Origin of the sequence: Novosphingobium sp. G106 (assembly GCF_019075875.1) — a bacterium.
Classification (GTDB): Bacteria; Pseudomonadota; Alphaproteobacteria; order Sphingomonadales; family Sphingomonadaceae; genus Novosphingobium.
In genome coordinates, this window is the sequence record NZ_JAHOOZ010000001.1 from 5589583 (window position 1) to 5606499 (window position 16917).

Sequence of the window (16917 nt, forward strand, 5' to 3'; positions counted from 1 at the left end):
CACAAGGAGCCTGCGCGTGACCGATCTTCTCCACCAAGCCCCGACCGGTTCCGACTTCGTCGTCCAGGCGCTCTCGCGCGACCTCGACCGGCTGGTGGCGATCGGCACGAAGGGCGAGCGTCTGACCGCGCGCGGGCTCGCCGAGGGGATCAGCCGGATGCAGCAGGTGTTCGAAAGCCTCGAGCCGCGGCCGCGCCGCGCGGCGCTGCTCTCGCGCAATCGGCTCGACATTCTGCCGGTCAACAGTGGCCTGGCCTTCGCCGGCGTGGTGGCGACGGCGCTGCACCCGATGGGCTCGGTCGATGACTATCTCTATGTGCTGGAAGACGCTGAGGTCGATCTTCTGATCTACGACGCCGACCACTACGAGGAGACCGCAGCGGCGCTGAAGGCGTGCGCGCCGGGCCTTAAGCATGTCCTTGCGATGGGCGGCGAAGGCGTAGGAAGGAATATCGGAGAGGCGGCCGCCGCCTTCGCTCCCAAGCCGCTGACGGCGCCCGTCGTCGCGCCGGACAGCCTGTCGCGCATCGCCTATTCGGGCGGCACCACGGGCAAGCCCAAGGGGATCATGTGCTCGCACGGCTCCACGGCGACCTCGACTTTGATCCAGCTCACCAGCTGGGAATGCCCGAGCACTTTCCGCCACCTGATCTGCGCGCCGCTGAGCCATGCCGGCGCCTCGATGTTCAACCTGATCCTGCTCAAGGGCGGCTACATGGTCGTTGTCCCGGGCTTCGAGCCGGTCGCGGTGATGCAGGCGATCCAGGAGCATCGGATCACTTCGGTGCTGATGGTGCCGACGATGGTCATCGCCATGATCGATCACCCACGCTTCGCCGAGTTCGACCTGTCGAGCCTGGAGATCATCTACTACGGCGCCTCGGCCTTTCCTGCGGCGCGGCTCAAGGATGCGATCGGCAAGCTCGGCTCGATCTTCTTCCAGTTCTACGGTCAGGCAGAAGCGCCGATGTCGGTCACCGTCATGCGGCGCGACGAGCATCTGGTCGACAGTGCCGAGCGGCTGGCGAGCTGCGGCCGGCCGACGCCGCTGGTCCGCGTCGCGCTGATGGACGACGACCTGAACGAGGTGCCCGTCGGCACACCCGGCGAGATCTGCGTGCAGGGGCCGTTGGTGAACCTCGGCTATCTGAACAAGCCCGAGGAGACCGAGAAGGTCTTCGAAGGCGGCTGGCTGCATACCGGCGATGTCGCCATTCGCGGCGAGGACGGTTTCTTCCGCATCGTGGACCGCAAGAAGGACATGATCGTCACCGGCGGTTTCAACGTCTTCGCGCGCGAGGTGGAGGACGTGCTGACCGAGCATCCCTCGGTCCGCCAGGCAGCGGTGATCGGCGTGCCCGATCCTAAGTGGGGCGAGGCGGTCAAGGCGATCGTCGTGCTGGAGCCGGGCGCGAACGTCGACGAGAAGGTGCTGATCGCCAGCGTGCGCGAGCGCAAGGGGTCCGTGCAGGCACCCAAGAGCGTCGAATTCGTCGACGCGCTGCCCGTCACGCCGCTCGGCAAGCCTGACAAGAAGGCGCTGCGCATGCGCTATGCGGCGGTTGCCGCGTGAGCCCAGACGCCGAACCCTTCTTCCAACGTGATGGCGACCGGCTGGTTGCGACATGGCAGGCGCGCGGGCCGTGGAAGGCGAACTCGCTGCACGGGCGCGTGATCGCCGGGCTGCTCGCCGCCGAGATCGAGCGCAACCACGGCGATCCCGAGCTGATGCCCGTGCGCCTGACCGTCGACATGTACCGTGCGCCGTCGATGGAGCCGCTGCATGTCGAGACGCGCATCGTCCGCGACGGCCACCGGATCAAGGTGATCGACGCCGACCTGATCTCCGAGGGGCGCAGCGCCGGCCGCGCCACCTGCCAGATGCTGCGGCTGGGCGAAAAGCCAGAAGGCGAGGCCTGGCGCGGCGACGTATGGGACGCACCCGCACCGGACAGCCTGCCCGCAGCGAGGCCGGGGCCGGGAATCGATGGACGGTGCCTGGGAACTGCGCTGGATTTCCGGCCGGCTCGGCGAAATCGGCCAGCGCCGGGTCTGGATGCGCGAGCTGCGCGCGATGATCGGCGGCGAGCCGCTGACCCCGTTCCAGCGCGTCGCCGGGGGGGTCGACTACGTTAGCCCGCTCGCCAATGTCGGGACGCTCGGCAACTACAGCTACATCAATTCGGACCTGACGATGTACCTCCATCGCCTGCCGGTGGGCGAGTGGATTGGCTATGAATCCCTGGGTCACGAGGCGAGCGATGGCATCGCCCTGGGCCACTGCAACATCTACGACGTGGAAGGCCGCATCGGCTGGGGATCGGCTTGCGCGATCGCGCAGGGGACCAGGCTGCCCGTCAAGGGCTGAGGGGGAAGCGCAATGCTGAGCAAGGCCGACGACTATCCGGTCCACCAGACGCCCGATCCGATTGCCCATTCGGGCGTCGACCGGAATTTCTACGATCGCTATTTCTTCAACGGCTATTCGCCCGATGGCCGCGTCTTCTTCGGCGCGGCGCTGGGGGTCTATCCGCAGCTCGGCGTGATGGACGCGGCTTTCGCGATCCGCATCGAGGGGCGGCAGTACAACCTCCATGCCTCGCGCCATCTGAACTGGGACCGGACCGATACGCAGGTCGGGCCAATCCGGATCGAAGTGATCGAGCCGCTGCAGAGCCTGCGGATCACCGTGGCCGACAACGAGCACGGTATCAGCGCCGAGCTGACCTTTGACGGCCGCCACGCGCCGATCGAGGAGCCGCGCCACACACGCTGGGCCGGCACCCGGCTCTACATGGACGTGACCCGTCTGACCCAGCTCGGCAGCTACACCGGCTGGGTGCGCGCCGGCGGGCAGGAGGTACGGTTCGGGGAAGGCGAATGCCTCGGTACACGCGACCGGTCCTGGGGCATCCGCGCGATCGGCATGCGCGATCCTCAGCCCGCCGCGCCGCCGATCCCCGCGCAGTTCCACTGGTACTGGGTGCCCGCGCAGTTCGCGGACCGCGTGATGCACTTCTACATCAACGAGGACGAACTGGGCGACGTGTGGAATCTCGGCATGATCGTCGTGAAGGACGGCGAGGCGCCCGAACGGCTGCGCGAGGCGCGGATAGAGCCGGTGTTAGCGCCGGGCACCCGCTGGCCCACGGGCGGTGTCATCACCGCACGTGACAAAGCAGGTGGCGAGTACCGGGTCGAGCTTTCATCGCAGCGCCGGTTCTACCTCTACGGGCTCGGCTACACGCATCCCGAATGGGGCCATGGCGTCAACAAGGGACCGCTGGCCGTGGGTTATGACGAATGCGGGGTCGACGAGGTCACGGTCTATGCGCCGCCGCATATCCACGCGCAGGCTTTCGCCACGGTGCGGATGACGACGCCCGAAGCGAAGGTCCTCCAAGGCATCGGCGCCTTCGAGTCCTTCGGCATGGGCCCGCACGCGCGGCTCGGTTTTAGCGAACTGTTCGCCGCACCCTAGACGATTGAGAAGCTCTGGTAGTTGAGGTTGAGCCCCGGACTCACTTCGGCGAACTGGATCTGCTGGGCCGATCCGGTCCCGTCGGGGTCGTAAAACACCTGGCCGGTCGCGGAATTGTAGATGATCCGATCGGTCGAATCGTGCGCATCGGCACCGGTGTAGAAGGCTGAGGAAGCCAAGGTTCCAGTGCTGCGCAGCGCGGTGAAGATCGAATTCTCGAGCATGATGCGATCCTGACCGACGGTGAAGTCGGTGATCTTGTCGATGTTGCCGTTGCCGAGCGCGCTGTCGAAATAGAACCGATCGGTGCCGGTGCCGCCGGTGAGAATGTCTCTCCCCAGCCCGCCGTAGAGATAGTCGCTGCCGTCGCCGCCATTGATCGTGTCGTTGCCGCCGTGGCCATAGAGACGATCGTTGCCACCGAGCCCGTTATAGGTGTCGGCCGATTCCGTGCCGTGCCAAGTGTCCGCCCGCGATGTGCCCTGGGTGGGCGCCGGAGTAGGCGTAGGGGTCGGAGTAGGTGTCGGGGTTGGCGTGGGGGTCGGCGTTGGCGTTGGGGTGGGTGTGCCCGAGCCCAATGCCGGATCGATCCAATCAAGCTTGACGTTGTTCGACCCGATGGTGACCGTGCTCGTCGTCGCGACGTGGCTCGTGTCGGAGAAGGTGACCGAATAGGTCCCCGCCGCCAGATCGAGCTGATAACCGCCGCCGGCTTCGGTCAGGACCGTCGAGGTCCCGCCGGTGGCGGTGTTGGTGATCTTGACCGTGGCGCCCGCGAGGCCTTCGCCTATGTCGTAGAAGTGGTCGCCATCGAGATCGTCGAAGGCGACGCCGACGAGGAAAGGGTTGCCTGCGGTGCGCGCGAAGTCTTCCGTGACCATGGCCGCGTTCCAGCCCTGGAACTCGCCTATCTCGAAGCCGATGCCGATCTCGCGGTAGGTCGTGTTGAGGATGTTCGCGCGGTGGCCGGCCGAATTCATCAGGTTGGTGTGCAGCAGCAGCACCTCGTCCTGGTAGCCGTCGGGCGCCCGCGTGCTGGCCCAGGCGATGTTCTCACCCCAGGACCACGAGCCCGAGAAGGTAAAGCCCGCCGCGGTCATCCGCTGGCCGGCGTCCGATCCGCCCGATCCGGTGTGCGAGAAGGTGTCCGTATCGAGCATCCACTTGCTGTGGACCTCGCCCGCCGTGTTCAGGTTGCTGTCGAAGGCCAGCGGCGCTGCGCCAACCTTGGCGCGGTCCGCATTGATGAGTTCGAGCATGTACTGCTCGGAGGCGCTAGCTTGCGTCATGCCGATCCATGAATAAGAGTTAGTGCTTGGAAAAGAGTCCCCGCATCCCGATGCGGGATTTCCAGCAGATAAGTGATCATGGCAATGACATGTCGCCGAAGTGTTACTTCGGTGCGTTATCCCGACATTAACCAGGATGAGTGGTTATTTTCATCGGATGAACTGAAGGCTGAGGGTAAGGAGCCTCCAAGTGTTCACTTCGTAACTCTTATCTGTCCAATATGATATAATCTTATTTCATAACGGCTTGGCGGCGGGAGCAGGTTCGGCTGGTCCCACCGCAGCTTCGGGCGTCACGGATTGACTGCGAGGTCCGCGAATGTCGCCGCCGCGCCCTGGGCAAACCGCCGGTTCGCTTCGTCGGCCGCGGCCAGCATGTCCCGCAGCTTCTTCTTGAAGGCGCCGGCGTCGTACCCGCTGTCGAGAAGCAGCTGGAGCTTGATCCGCTGGCGCGGATTTACGCCTTGCGGCAAGGGAGGCAATTGGCCGAGCCGCTGCAGCGTGAGCCGAGCCGCACGCTCCGCGCCCGGCGTCGCGCCGATGAGCACGATGTCCATGGCGCGTCCGTCTTCGCCGCGACGGAACAGCGCCGTCGTGATGCCGGTCAGGCCGTTCGGCTCGACCATGACCTCGGAGGTCCGGGCATTGACCGCGCCGACTCAGGCATCGACCCTCGCCGGAGGTACGCTGCGCTGGGGCACTTCGGCCAGCAGCGGCGACGCATGGAATAGCGCTGCCGAAGCGAGCAGAACGATGCTGTTGTAGATCCTACGCATGTCGGATCCTCTCTTTTCCGAATAGGGGAAATGGGCGCCGGAGAGTTCCAGCGCCCAAGTTCAGGCCGAAAGCGCGTGGACGTCGGCCGCCTTCAGCATCTTGCCGCCGATGGCCCAGTCGCCCTGCTTGAATTCGCGGACCCGCACCCAGGTGACCTGGCGCATGGCCTCGCCTTCGACCTTGATCATCGCATCGGTGACCCCGGCGATGAGGTCGCGCTTCTGCGCGGGGGTGAACACGTCTTCGATGACGTCGATAGTAACGAGCGGCATGTTTCGATTCCTTCGCTTCGACTGTCGCCGACCACCGGCAACACCGTCATGAGTCCAGATAGAGGAGCGGCGAAATCGATGCTTGAAGGTGATCTGGAGATTTCATGGAGATTGCGCGAACGTGCTATGGGCCGCGGCCATGTCCTACCGGATCGGCGAAACGGAACTTGATCCCCTGAAATTCGAACTGCGGCGCGCGGGAAATGCGGTCGCGGTCGAGCCGCAGGTGCTCGGGTTGTTGCTTTATCTGGTCGAGAACCGCGATCGCCTGATAACCAAGGACGAAATCGTCGACCGCATCTGGAAGGGACGCATCGTCTCGGATTCCGCGGTCACCAGCCGGGTAAAGTCGGCCAGGCAGGCGCTGGGTGACGATGGCCGCGAGCAGCGGTTGATTCGCACGGTCCACGGCAAGGGCTACCGCTTCGTCGGCGAAGTGGAGCGACCTGGCCAACTCGTCGTATCGACACCCGAACCGACGCCCCCGTCCGAACTGGTCCCCGAAGCCTCGACCAGCAAGCCTTCGATCGCCGTCCTGCCTTTCGAGATGATCGGCGACGATCCGCAGGCCTCGCTGATCGCCGACGCCTTCCCCCACGAAGTGATCGCCGAGCTGTCGCGGCTGCGCTGGCTCTTCGTCATCGCGCGCAGTTCCTCGTTCCGCTTTCGCCACCCTGCGCCCGACGTGCGCCGCATCGGCGACATCCTCGGCGTTCGCTACTGCCTGTCGGGCAGCGTCGCGATGGAACAGGGGCGCATGCTGCTGACCGTCGAACTGGCCGAGACCCGGACCGGCGGTGTGATCTGGGCCGATCACTATTCGGCCACTGCCAATATGATCCACGAGGTGCGTGCCGAGATCCTGGCTGCGATCAGCACTGCGATGGAGATCCACATCCCCCCTGCGCGAGGCGCAGAACGCGCGGCTGAGATCGCCCGAAGACCTCGATGCCTGGTCGGCCTATCATGTCGGGCTGCAGCACGCCTATCGGTTCAACCAGCGTGACAACGCCTATGCGCTCGCCATGTTCGAGCGGGCGATCGCCAGGGAGCCCGGCTTCGGGCGGGCCCATGCGGGACTGTCCTTCGCCCATTTCCAGAACGCGTTCCTGAGCTATGTGCCCGATACCAAGGCGGCCGCGCAGGAAGCGCGCAGGGCGGCCGAGCGCGCGCTCGAGATCGACGTGCTCGATCCGTTCGCCAACTTCACGTTCGGGCGATCGCTGTGGCTCGACGACAAGGTCGAGACCAGCCTGCGGTGGCTCGACCGGTCGATCGCGCTGTCGCCGAACTATGCTCAGGGCCGCTATGCCAAGGCCTGGGCCGAAACGCTGCTGGGGCACGGCGAGGTGGGGCAGTCGCAGGCGGATGCGGCGATGTCGCTCAGTCCGATCGACCCGATGCTCTACGCCATGCTGGCGACGCGCGCGCTGACGCATCTGATCCGCGGTGAGAGCGCCACGGCCGCCTGCTGGGGCGACGAAGCCGCGCAGTCGCCCGGCGCGCACGGGCTGATCGCGCTGATCGCCGCGGTGTGCCAGGTGATCAACGGCGACATGAACAAGGCTCAGGCCTGGGTGCAGACCGCCAAAATGCGTGATCCGAATGTCAGCCAGACACGGTTTTTCGCGGCGTTTCCTTTCGCCGACGGCGACACCAGGAACTGTATCGCCACGGCCCTGACGCGGCTGGGTGTCTGACCGCCGGACCATCCCCCAAGGGTCGGCTCACTGGCTCGCTTCAATCTGATCTGAAGGGTTTACAACGATGGCTCTTTCGCTGTTTCTCGCCGCCGCTGCTGCGATCGGTGTGACCGACAACCCTTGCCTGGCTCCTCTCCCGGTGTCGGCCGATTGGGCCGATCTGTGCCGCTATCACGCCGACAATACCCGCCTGAAGACCTTGCCGAAGGCAGAGCGCGACATCGTATTCATCGGCGATTCGATTACCGCAGGCTGGGCGGCGGCCAATCCCGCATTCTACCGGGATGGGCGGATCAACCGCGGGATCGGCGGCCAGACGACGCAGCAGATGCTGCTGCGCTTTCCGCAGGATGTGCTCGCGCTGAAGCCGCGGGTGGTCCACATCATGGCCGGAACCAACGACGTCGCGGGCAATGCGGGGCCGACGACGCTCGAAGCGATCGAGGGCAACATCACTGCGATGGTCGTGCTGGCGAAAGCCGCCGGCATCAAGGTGATTCTCGCCTCGACCCCGCCGGCGAGCCATTTCCAATGGTCGCCGACGCTGCATCCGGCCCCGGTGATCGCCGCGCTCAACGAGCGGCTTCGTCGGCTTGCCGCAAGGGAGCGGGTCACTTTTGTCGACTACGGCAAGGCGCTGGCTACCCCCGACGGCACGCTGCGGCCGGACTTTACGGTCGACGGCACCCATCTCAATGCTGCCGGCTATGCCGCGATCGAACCCAGCCTCAGCCGGGCCCTGACTGCCGCCCGCTGAGCCGGCGCGATCCCGCAATCGTCATTACGCTAATGTGACGGCCAGAAGTTGCATCTTGCAACCTAGCGCTCGCTCGACCATTATGCTGCGATGCACAATTATTCTTTCTATGCCCTGCGGACGGGTGAACTATGAGCGAAACCCGACTGAAGCTGATGGAGGCGATCGCCCGCAAGCAGACGGTAGAGGCTCGCTATAATGGCGATCTCATCAAGCTTGCCCCGCACATGCTGTTCGAACGGCACGGCGACCTATTCGTCAGCGCGCTGAACATGAGCAAGACTTGGCGCAGCGACGACGAGCGGCGCTTGGGGCAGTTCAAGCTTGCGGGCCTGGGCTCGACCGAACTGCTCGATGAAAGCTTCGATCCGCTGCCGTCCTATCAGCCCACCGTGCCCCGTTCGGACGATGCGCTGATCCTCGCGATCTAGGCGCGCTCCGGGTCCTGTTATTCAGTCGCAGGCCGAATAGTCGCCCGCGCGGCAGGCGGCGACGGCGCGGCGCCAGCGCGCCATGTCGCGCTCGTACTGCGCGCGATCGCGGGCGTAGCCGTTCATGGCGCGCCGGTGGTCGCTCGACGAGTATTCGCGGTCGGCATCGTAGGCACGCCAGCCTTCGGCATAGCGCGCGTCGCGTTCGCGTACCCGCGCGGCTTCCTGGAGATTGAGCTGGCGGATGATCTCGCGGTCGCGCGCCCGCGCGGCGGCGCTGCGCATGGCCGGATCATGCGGATCGTCGGCCCAGGCGGTAGCCGGCATCATAGCGGCGACAAGCGCCGCGCAAACCATCGGATTGACCCTCATCGTTGTTCCCTCGCGTACCCATTTCCCGAATATCAAGGGGATAGGCCGCACAGCAAATCGAATGCGTTAAAGGGTTTCCCGCTCGCCGCTTGCGACGGGCGTTCTGCCGCAGTTCTTGCTGGCTCTTGACCGCGCGAGCGGGATTCGCTTCACCGGAGGCTGGCAATCGCGATCTGAAAGCGAATTTCGACAATGGCTAGGGCGGGGGTGACGATCGAGGACGATGTTGCCATCGGTGCGGGCAGACGCGGCGCGGCGATCCAGTCGAATTGCGCGTCACGCTGGGATCGGTGGCCACGCGCAACGTCGAGGATGGCCGCCTCGTGACGGGCAATTTCGCCGTTCCCCATTTTCAGTTCCTTCGCATGGCGGGCCGAGATTATGTCACTTACTCCAATCGATGATCTCGCAGCGCTGTTGAAGATCGACCGGGATGCGCTTGAGCGTGCGGTGCCCGGTATCGAGAGGCTGCTGTCGGACGAGCGCCTGTTCGGGCTACTGCCGTTGATCGCCGCCAGCGCCCGGCGCGAGTCCACCGAGGTCGAAGCCGATCTGGCCATCCGCGAACAGATCCTACGCTATCACGCCACGGAACTGATGACCGATCGCGAGCGGGCGGCTTTCCTGGGTCTGCCCGAGGGTTGCCGCATCCGCGAACGCGCCAAGATCCTCGCGCCCGAGAAATTCGTCTGCGGGAAGAACGTCTGGATCGGCGAAGGCGCCGTGCTCGATGCCCAGGGCGGGCTCACCGTTGGCGACTCCACCCAGATCGGGCTCGGAGTCATGGTCTGGACCCACACGAGCCACCTCCAGGCGATCCGCGGAGAGACCGGCACATCGCGCAAGGGCATCGCATATATGCCGACGCATATCGGCAAGAACTGCTTCATCTCGGGGCCGTCGGTCATTTCCGCCGGCGTCACGATTGGCGACGGCGCCGTCATTTCGCCGATGACTTTCGTCGACCGCGATGTTGCCCCGCGCGAAGTCGTCAGCGGTCCGCTGTCGCTCAAGAAGCTGGAAAGGCGGATCGATGAGTTGGAGCGGCGCCTGGCCGAGTCCGAGAGCTGAATCCCGTTCAGATTCCCGCGCGCGATCGTTCCGATCGGCGAGAAAAACCGGTGTCGTACTGGTTCATAGGTATGGTTAAGACTTTTTAAGGATGTTCCCCATAGGGATGTGACCCCGAAGGGGTAGCATCATCATGATCAGAGTTGGTCTTTGTGGTTTGGGGTACTGGGGCAAGAACTTGTTCCGGACCATATCGGGTAATCCGAATATCGAATTTGTCGGTGTCGCGGACGCCAAGGCCGAAACCCGCGATAAGCTGGCGGCATCGCATCCCCATCTCAAGCTCTACGCAGATGCACTGGAACTGATCGCCGATCCCGAGATCGACGCGGTCGTGCTCGCGACGCCGGTCTCGTTCCACTACGCCCAGGCCAAGGCCGCACTCGATGCCGGCAAGCACGTGATGGTCGAAAAGCCGATGTGCACGACCAGCGCCGAGGCGGACGACCTGATCGCCCGCGCCGAGCGCCACGGCCTGACGCTGATGGCGGATCATACCTTCCTGTTTCATCCGGCCGTGCTCAAGCTGGGCGAACTGGTGCATTCGGGCGCGCTCGGGCAGATCAGCTACTTTGACTCGCAGCGTGTCAATCTCGGCCTGTTCCAGCCCGACGTGAACGTGCTCTGGGACCTCGCCCCGCACGACATCTCGATCATCGACTATCTGTTCGGCGGTGAGCCGGTCCATGTCGAAGCCTCGGGCTATTGCCACGTCAACCCGGGTTTCCCCGACATTGCCTACCTGACCTTCCACTACCCCAATTCGATGGTCGCCCACCTCAACCTCAGCTGGATGTCGCCGGTGAAGGTCCGTCGCATCGCGGTCGGCGGCAGCGACAAGATGGTCGTCTGGGACGACATGAACCGCGAAGAGCCGATCAAGATCTACGACAGCGGCATCACCACGCACCCCCGCCAAGACCGTGAGATCATCCTGCCGTCCTACCGCATCGGCTCGGTTTCCTCGCCGCGCCTTGCCGGCAATGAGCCGCTCGTCGATGTCGTCGAGAACTTCCGCCAGGTCATTCTCGGCCAGGCCAAGCCGCGCTCGGACGGTCACGTCGGCCGCCGCGTCCTGCGCACGCTCGAAAGGGCCCAGGCCGCGCTCGACATCAGCCTGCGCCAGGTCGACGTGGCCATGGCCGACGCCTTCTACAGCATCGCCGCGGAATGAGATGATGAACCTGATCCCTGTGAACAGCCCTTACCCCAACACCCTAGCCGGCAAGCGCGTCCTCGTGACGGGCGGCGCCGGCTTCGTCGGATCGCATATCGTCGACCAGCTCCTGGCCCATGACGCGGCCGAGATCACGGTCATCGACAACATGGTGCGTGGCCGGCCGGCAAACCTCGCGGCCGCGCTGCGGAGCGGCCGCGTCAACCTGATCGAAGGCGACATCTGCGACCAGCCGCGGATGGTCGCGTTGGTCCGCGACGCCCAGATCGTGTTCCACCAGGCGGCGCTACGCATCACCCATTGTGCCGCCGAACCGCGTCTCGCTTTCGAGGTGATGGGCCGCGCTGCCTTCGAGATTTTCGAGGCCTGTGTCACCCACAAGGTAGAAAAGCTCGTCGCCGCCTCATCGGCCTCGATCTACGGTCTCGCCCCCGAGTTCCCGACGACCGAAGCCGCGGCGCCCTATGCCGACCGCACGCTTTACGGCGGGCTCAAGATGCTCAACGAAAGCCTGCTGCGCTCGTTCAACGACATGTTCGGCCTCAACTACACGGCGCTGCGCTACTTCAACGTCTTTGGCCCGCGCATGGACATCCACGGCAAGTATACCGAAGTGCTGATCCGCTGGATGGAGCGCATCGAGGCCGGCCTGCCGCCGCTGATCTTCGGCGACGGCCTGCAGACGATGGACTTCGTCGATGTTCGCGACATCGCCCGCGCCAACATCGCCGCGGCGCTCGCGCCCACTTCCGACCGGGTCTACAACGTCGCCTGGGGCACCGAAGTCTCGCTCAAGCAGCTTGCCGATAGCCTGCTGGCGATCATGGGCCGCCCCGATCTCGGCATCGAATATCAGGAGGCCCGCGCGATCAATCCGGTCGAGCGCCGGCTGGCCGATGTCACTCGCGCCCGCGAGGAACTGGGTTTCACTGCCACGATCACGCTCGAGGACGGCCTGCGTGATCTCGTTGCCTGGTGGCAGGGCGAGCGCGACCTCGAACGGGCTGCCGCCGAATGATCCCGCTGATGAAGCCTGTCATGGGGCAGGAAGAGGCCGATGCCGTCACCGCGGTGATCGCCTCCGGTTGGCTCACACAGGGACCGCAGGTCCTGGCCTTCGAGCAGGAATTCGCTGCCATGAGCGGCGCGAGCCACGCTTGCGCCGTATCGAACTGCACGACAGCGCTGCATCTCGCGCTGCTCGCCGTGGGCGTGACCGCGGGTGACGAGGTCATCACCGTCAGCCACAGCTTCATCGCCACGGCCAATGCCGTGCACATGTGCGGTGCCGAGCCGGTTTTCGCCGATATCGAGGAGGGTGGCTACAATATCGATCCCGCCGTGATCGAGGCGCTGATCACGCCGCGTACGCGGGCGATCCTCTGCGTCCACCAGATCGGCATGCCCTGCAATCTTTCGGCCATCGCCGCCATTGCGAAGAAGCACGGCCTGCGCCTCGTCGAGGATGCGGCCTGCGCCAGCGGCTCGGAAATTCTCATCGATGGCAAGTGGCAGCGGATCGGCAATCCGATCGGCGATGTTGCCTGCTTCTCGTTCCACCCCCGCAAGATCCTGACCTGCGGCGAGGGTGGGATGATCACGACCAACGACCCGGCGATCGACGCGAAGTGCCGGCTGCTCCGCCAGCACGGCATGAGCCTGTCCGACCTCGCGCGGCATTCGTCGAGCAAGGTCGTGACCGAGACCTACGACGAAGTCGGCTTCAATTACCGCATGAGCGACTTGCAGGCTGCGGTGGGCCGCGTTCAGTTGAGCCGTCTCGACGGCATCGTCGCCCGCCGGCAGCAGCTGGCCGAGCGCTATGCCGAACTGCTCGGTGCCATTCCCGGCGTCGCGGTTCCGCAACAGCCCGAGTGGGCCCGCTCGAACTGGCAGAGCTACACGATCGGCCTGCCTGACGGTGCCGACCGCGAGGCCGTGATGCAGTCGATGCTCGACGCCGGCGTTTCGACGCGCCGTGCCGTGATGTCGAGCCATCTCGAAAAGCCCTGGCGGAACGCCCGCCGCGGCGACCTGAGCCGGTCGGAAGCGGTCAGTGCGAAGCACATGATCCTGCCGCTCTACGATGCCATGACCGACGAAGATCAGGTCGTGGTGGCCGATGCTCTGGCCCGGGCACTCGCCTCGGCCCCTGCGAAAAGAGCGGCCTGATGCCGATCGCCGACAGCGTCAGTCTCCATCCCGAGGCGGTGATCTATCATCGCGATCTGGTGAACCTCTACGGCTGCACGATCGGCGCGGGGACGCGCATCGGCACATTCGTCGAGATCCAGTCGGATGTCGAGATCGGCGCAATGTGCAAGATCCAGTCGCACGCCTTCCTCTGTTCGGGCGTGACGATCGAGGACGAGGTTTTCGTCGGCCACGGCGTCATGTTCACCAACGACCTCTATCCGGCCGCGACCAATGCCGACGGCAGCCTCCAGGGCGCTTCGGATTGGATCTGCCTTCCGACTCGTATCTGTCGCCGCGCCTCTATTGGCAGCGGCGCAACCATCCTGCCCGTGACCGTGGGCGAAGGCGCGCTCGTCGCGGCCGGCGCGGTCGTGACGCGGGACGTCCCTCCCTTTGCCATCGTCGCGGGCGTGCCCGCCAAGGTCGTTGGCGACACCCGTAAAGCGAAAGGCGCAAGCGCATGTTGATGCAGTCGATCGGACCCGTCCCCTTCGTCGATCTCTCGATTCAGTGGGATCAGATCGGGGCCGAAGTCATGCCCGACCTCGAGAAGCTGTTCCAGGCCAGCGCCTTCTGCCTTGGCCCCTGGGCCGTGGCGTTCGAGAAACAGGTCGCAGAATACCTCGGCGTCAAGCACGCGATAGCAGTTTCCAGTGGCAGCGCCGCGCTTCACGTCGCGACGATCGCCGCCGGCATCAAGCGCGGAGACAAGGTTCTCGTTCCTGCGCATACCTTCATCGGCACGATCTGGGGCCTGATCTACGAAGGTGCGATCCCGGTGTTCTGCGACGTCGAGGAAGCCACGGGCAACATCGACCTCACCGATGCCGAGCGTCGCATCGAAGACGGCGTGAAGGCGATCATCCCGGTCCATCTCTACGGCCAGCCGGTCGACGTCGCGGGCGTACTCGCCTTCGCCGAACGCCATGAGCTCACCGTCATCGAGGACTGCGCCCAGGCGATCGGCGCGCGCTTTCAGGGGCGCTCGCTCGGGACTTTCGGATCTATGGGGTGCTTCAGCTTCTACCCGGGCAAGAACCTTGGCGGCGCGGGTGAGGGCGGCCTCGTCATCACCAATGACGACGAAAAGGCCAAGGTCCTGCGCTCGCTGCGCGAGCACGGCCAGGGTCCGCAGCGCTACGTCCACGAGCGTATCGGCTACAACTATCGCATGGATGGCATCCAGGCGCTGGTGCTGGGCCACAAGCTCAAGCGGCTCGACACCTGGACCGATCAGCGCCGCGCCATTGCCGCGCGCTATGCCGAAGCTCTGGCGGATACGCCGCTGCGGCTGCCCGCGGTGGTCCACGGCGATCACGTGCATCACCTCTATGTCGTGCGCGCGGACGACCGCGACGCGCTCAAGGCTTTCCTCGAAGAGCACGGCGTCTCGACCGGGCTCCACTATCCGATGCCGCTGTACAAGCAGCCCTGCCTCGAGGGCATCGCGTCGCCGTCTCCCGAGGGCTACCCGGTCACCGAGGACTGGGCCGGCAACGGGCTGTCGCTGCCGATGTTCGCCGGCATGACCACGCCGCAGCAAGACCGTGTGATCGACGCGATCCACGCCTATTTTGAGCAGGTGAAACCATGACCGCTTCGCGTATGAAAATCCTCTGCGTCCGGGCACGGCCGAATGTCGCCAGCGCCGCGATCCACAACGCGGTGATCGACGAGTGGGTCGGAGCGCTGGCGCTGCATTGCGATGTCGAGACGATCGAGCAGGATTTCGATCTCGTCGAAGTCTACGAGCGGGTGAAGCCCGACCTGCTGCTATTCGATTCCATCAACTGGGGACGCCGGCACAGGTTGAACATCGCCAATATCGATGCCTATCCCGATTTGCCGCGCGCGCTATTCGCCAACAACGATCCGCACGATCCGATGCGACCGCTGATGATGGACATGCTGCCGACCTACGGTATCGACACCATCTTCTGCATGGGCCACGAGGCTCTCGAGCAGATGAACGAACTGCGGCGTTTCAATTGTTTCGTCCTGCCCAAGTTCGTCGATTCTGGCGTGTTCCGCGACTATGGCGAGGCCAAGTCGATCCCCGTCGCGATCATGAGCGCGCATCTGTTCCCGACCTTCTATCCCTGGCGGGCGCAGGTCACGCAAGAGATCCAGCATATCCTGCCGACGCTGCTCTACACGCATCCGGGCTATGCCAATGGCGGCCACAATCCCTTTGCGATCCAGGGCGAGAGCTACGCCCGGATGCTGTCGCGCAGCCAGTTTTGCGTCTCGGATACTACGGTCCTCGACTATGTCGTGCGCAAGCATCTGGAGATCCCGGCCGCGGGATCGGTCCTGGTGTCGCCCGAGTGCGAAGCTCTTTCGGACTACGGCTTCGTCGACATGGAAAACTGCCTGTTGGGGCCGGCCGGCGCCGAACTCTACAAGAAGATCGTCGCCGTGGCGCGCGATCCGCAGCTCTATGAACAGATCCGCGCGAACGGCCATGCGCTGGTCCATGCGCGCTATACACGCCAGGCCTGGACCCACATCCTTGACTGGTATGCCTGCCGCAGAGCGCTGAAGCCTGGTGAGAAGGTCCAGCAGGAGGGCGTGTTCGGCAGGTTCAAGGCCGTGCCCGACATTGCGCAGGTGCCGACGATCGCCGATTTCACGGTTCGCGACAATCCTATGGCAGTCCGGCTGCGTGCAGCTCGCGAGGCCCTGCTGAGCGGGAGCGATCTCGCCCCGGCGGTTGACGGTCTGCGCGAGGTGATGAGCTGGGTTGGTCATGTCGGGGAGCCCTGGTTCATGATGGGCGTGATCTCCTTTGCGCTCGGCGATCTGGACAACGCCCGAACCTGGCTGCTGCAGCGTTGCGGTGCCCAGGGACAGGAGGACGCCAGTTTGGGACTGCTCGATCCCTGCGAGATCGCCTGGCTCATGCTCGTCGCCTACCTTACCGCCGACGACGTGCTGTTACGGCAGATGTCGCATGCCGCTGCGACAACCTCGCACTTGAGCATTCGGCGCGTGCAGTGGCTGATCGACGGTGGTGCGCCCGTCGCGGATATTGCCGAGGCTGGACTGGACAGACCGCGCCCGGACGACCGCCTGTCGATCCATTGGCTGGGTGATGAGGATTTCGATGCATGGTTCGGGCTGATCCACGCAGGTCTCAGCGCCCATGCCGGCGCGGCGCAGGCAGCCTGACGGTCCTCGTCTGTCGCGCTCCGGCTGGTAAACACCCTGGAGGTGCGTTCACGAGGAAACGTGCAGTCTCGCAAGACTTCGCGAACGCTGGATAGAGCCTGTTCGAGCTGAACCGACGGCACGGTCTTCGTGCTGCCTTCCAGCCATTGCCGGAACAGGGCGGAGCCGACCGGCGATGGCATTATGGTCGTGCGGCTAGCGCGCCGTGTGAAGGTTCATT

Annotated in this window: 20 protein-coding genes; 15 read left to right on the forward strand and 5 right to left on the reverse strand. The window is 64.9% G+C overall.

All coding sequences use genetic code 11. The features are described from left to right. Positions 1-16: 16 nt before the first annotated feature. From KRR38_RS27190 to KRR38_RS27205, 4 genes are read left to right on the forward strand one after another with little or no spacing between them, the layout of a single operon-like run. Positions 17-1573: an AMP-binding protein gene (locus KRR38_RS27190; RefSeq protein WP_217406529.1), complete on the forward strand. Its 1557-nt coding sequence runs from the start codon at positions 17-19 to the stop codon at positions 1571-1573. Next, on the forward strand, positions 1570-2136 hold the full coding sequence (locus KRR38_RS37895; RefSeq protein WP_217406530.1) for an acyl-CoA thioesterase domain-containing protein: 567 nt from the start codon (positions 1570-1572) through the stop codon (positions 2134-2136). The genes KRR38_RS27190 and KRR38_RS37895 overlap by 4 nt, the downstream gene beginning before the upstream one ends. Then, complete coding sequence (locus KRR38_RS37900) at positions 2036-2368, forward strand: hypothetical protein (RefSeq protein WP_375293473.1); 333 nt, start codon at positions 2036-2038, stop codon at positions 2366-2368. The genes KRR38_RS37895 and KRR38_RS37900 overlap by 101 nt, the downstream gene beginning before the upstream one ends. A gap of 12 nt (positions 2369-2380) precedes the next feature. Then, a complete protein-coding gene (locus tag KRR38_RS27205) occupies positions 2381-3481 on the forward strand; it encodes a hypothetical protein (protein WP_217406532.1) in 1101 nt (366 codons plus the stop codon). Here KRR38_RS27205 and KRR38_RS37225 read toward each other — a convergent pair. The 3 genes from KRR38_RS37225 to KRR38_RS27220 all read right to left on the reverse strand — a co-directional run bounded on the left by KRR38_RS37225 (position 3478) and on the right by KRR38_RS27220 (position 5819). Beyond that, positions 3478-4770: a CAP domain-containing protein gene (locus KRR38_RS37225; protein ID WP_217406533.1), complete on the reverse strand. Its 1293-nt coding sequence runs from the start codon at positions 4768-4770 to the stop codon at positions 3478-3480. The genes KRR38_RS27205 and KRR38_RS37225 overlap by 4 nt on opposite strands. A gap of 293 nt (positions 4771-5063) precedes the next feature. Further along, on the reverse strand, positions 5064-5396 hold the full coding sequence (locus KRR38_RS27215) for a hypothetical protein (protein WP_217406534.1): 333 nt from the start codon (positions 5394-5396) through the stop codon (positions 5064-5066). 210 nt (positions 5397-5606) lie between these two features. Next, the gene (locus KRR38_RS27220) at positions 5607-5819 is read right to left on the reverse strand and encodes a tautomerase family protein (protein ID WP_217406535.1); all 213 of its coding nucleotides are present in this window, start codon (positions 5817-5819) and stop codon (positions 5607-5609) included. Between the two features lie 121 nt (positions 5820-5940). Here KRR38_RS27220 and KRR38_RS27225 point away from each other — a divergent pair, with 121 nt between their 5' ends. From KRR38_RS27225 to KRR38_RS27240, 4 genes are all read left to right on the forward strand, one after another. Then, positions 5941-6825 carry a winged helix-turn-helix domain-containing protein gene (locus KRR38_RS27225; RefSeq protein WP_217406536.1) on the forward strand — a complete coding sequence of 295 codons (885 nt, stop codon included), beginning with the start codon at positions 5941-5943 and terminating at the stop codon, positions 6823-6825. A 19-nt stretch (positions 6826-6844) separates the two neighbouring features. Further along, positions 6845-7519 carry a hypothetical protein gene (locus KRR38_RS27230; RefSeq protein ID WP_217406537.1) on the forward strand — a complete coding sequence of 225 codons (675 nt, stop codon included), beginning with the start codon at positions 6845-6847 and terminating at the stop codon, positions 7517-7519. A gap of 67 nt (positions 7520-7586) precedes the next feature. Then, positions 7587-8279, forward strand: coding sequence for a GDSL-type esterase/lipase family protein (locus KRR38_RS27235; protein ID WP_217406538.1), 693 nt, complete (start codon positions 7587-7589; stop codon positions 8277-8279). Positions 8280-8410: 131 nt separating this feature from the next. Continuing rightward, complete coding sequence (locus KRR38_RS27240) at positions 8411-8710, forward strand: hypothetical protein (RefSeq protein ID WP_217406539.1); 300 nt, start codon at positions 8411-8413, stop codon at positions 8708-8710. A gap of 21 nt (positions 8711-8731) precedes the next feature. On the opposite strand, the gene KRR38_RS27245 is transcribed toward KRR38_RS27240, so the two are convergent. Together KRR38_RS27245 and KRR38_RS27250 are read right to left on the reverse strand one after the other, a co-directional pair. Next, positions 8732-9082, reverse strand: a complete 351-nt coding sequence (locus KRR38_RS27245) for a hypothetical protein (protein ID WP_217406540.1) — start codon at positions 9080-9082, stop codon at positions 8732-8734. 149 nt (positions 9083-9231) lie between these two features. Further along, positions 9232-9432 (reverse strand): hypothetical protein, encoded by a 201-nt coding sequence (locus KRR38_RS27250; RefSeq protein WP_217406541.1) that lies wholly within the window; start codon positions 9430-9432, stop codon positions 9232-9234. A 31-nt stretch (positions 9433-9463) separates the two neighbouring features. Between KRR38_RS27250 and KRR38_RS27255 the strand changes: the two genes are divergently transcribed. From KRR38_RS27255 to KRR38_RS27285, 7 genes are all read left to right on the forward strand, one after another. Continuing rightward, positions 9464-10153, forward strand: a complete 690-nt coding sequence (locus tag KRR38_RS27255) for an acyltransferase (RefSeq protein ID WP_217406542.1) — start codon at positions 9464-9466, stop codon at positions 10151-10153. Between the two features lie 133 nt (positions 10154-10286). After that, positions 10287-11327, forward strand: coding sequence for a Gfo/Idh/MocA family protein (locus tag KRR38_RS27260; RefSeq protein ID WP_217406543.1), 1041 nt, complete (start codon positions 10287-10289; stop codon positions 11325-11327). A 4-nt stretch (positions 11328-11331) separates the two neighbouring features. Continuing rightward, complete coding sequence (locus KRR38_RS27265; RefSeq protein WP_217406544.1) at positions 11332-12348, forward strand: NAD-dependent epimerase/dehydratase family protein; 1017 nt, start codon at positions 11332-11334, stop codon at positions 12346-12348. 8 nt (positions 12349-12356) lie between these two features. Then, complete coding sequence (locus tag KRR38_RS27270; RefSeq protein WP_217406545.1) at positions 12357-13502, forward strand: DegT/DnrJ/EryC1/StrS aminotransferase family protein; 1146 nt, start codon at positions 12357-12359, stop codon at positions 13500-13502. Beyond that, positions 13502-13993, forward strand: coding sequence for an acyltransferase (locus KRR38_RS27275; RefSeq protein WP_217406546.1), 492 nt, complete (start codon positions 13502-13504; stop codon positions 13991-13993). Before KRR38_RS27270 ends, KRR38_RS27275 begins: the two co-directional genes overlap by 1 nt. Continuing rightward, positions 13987-15120, forward strand: coding sequence for a DegT/DnrJ/EryC1/StrS aminotransferase family protein (locus tag KRR38_RS27280; protein WP_217406547.1), 1134 nt, complete (start codon positions 13987-13989; stop codon positions 15118-15120). The genes KRR38_RS27275 and KRR38_RS27280 overlap by 7 nt, the downstream gene beginning before the upstream one ends. Continuing rightward, entirely contained in the window at positions 15117-16697 is a 1581-nt protein-coding gene (locus tag KRR38_RS27285) for a glycosyltransferase (protein WP_217406548.1), read from the forward strand. Before KRR38_RS27280 ends, KRR38_RS27285 begins: the two co-directional genes overlap by 4 nt. Positions 16698-16917 lie beyond the last annotated feature (220 nt).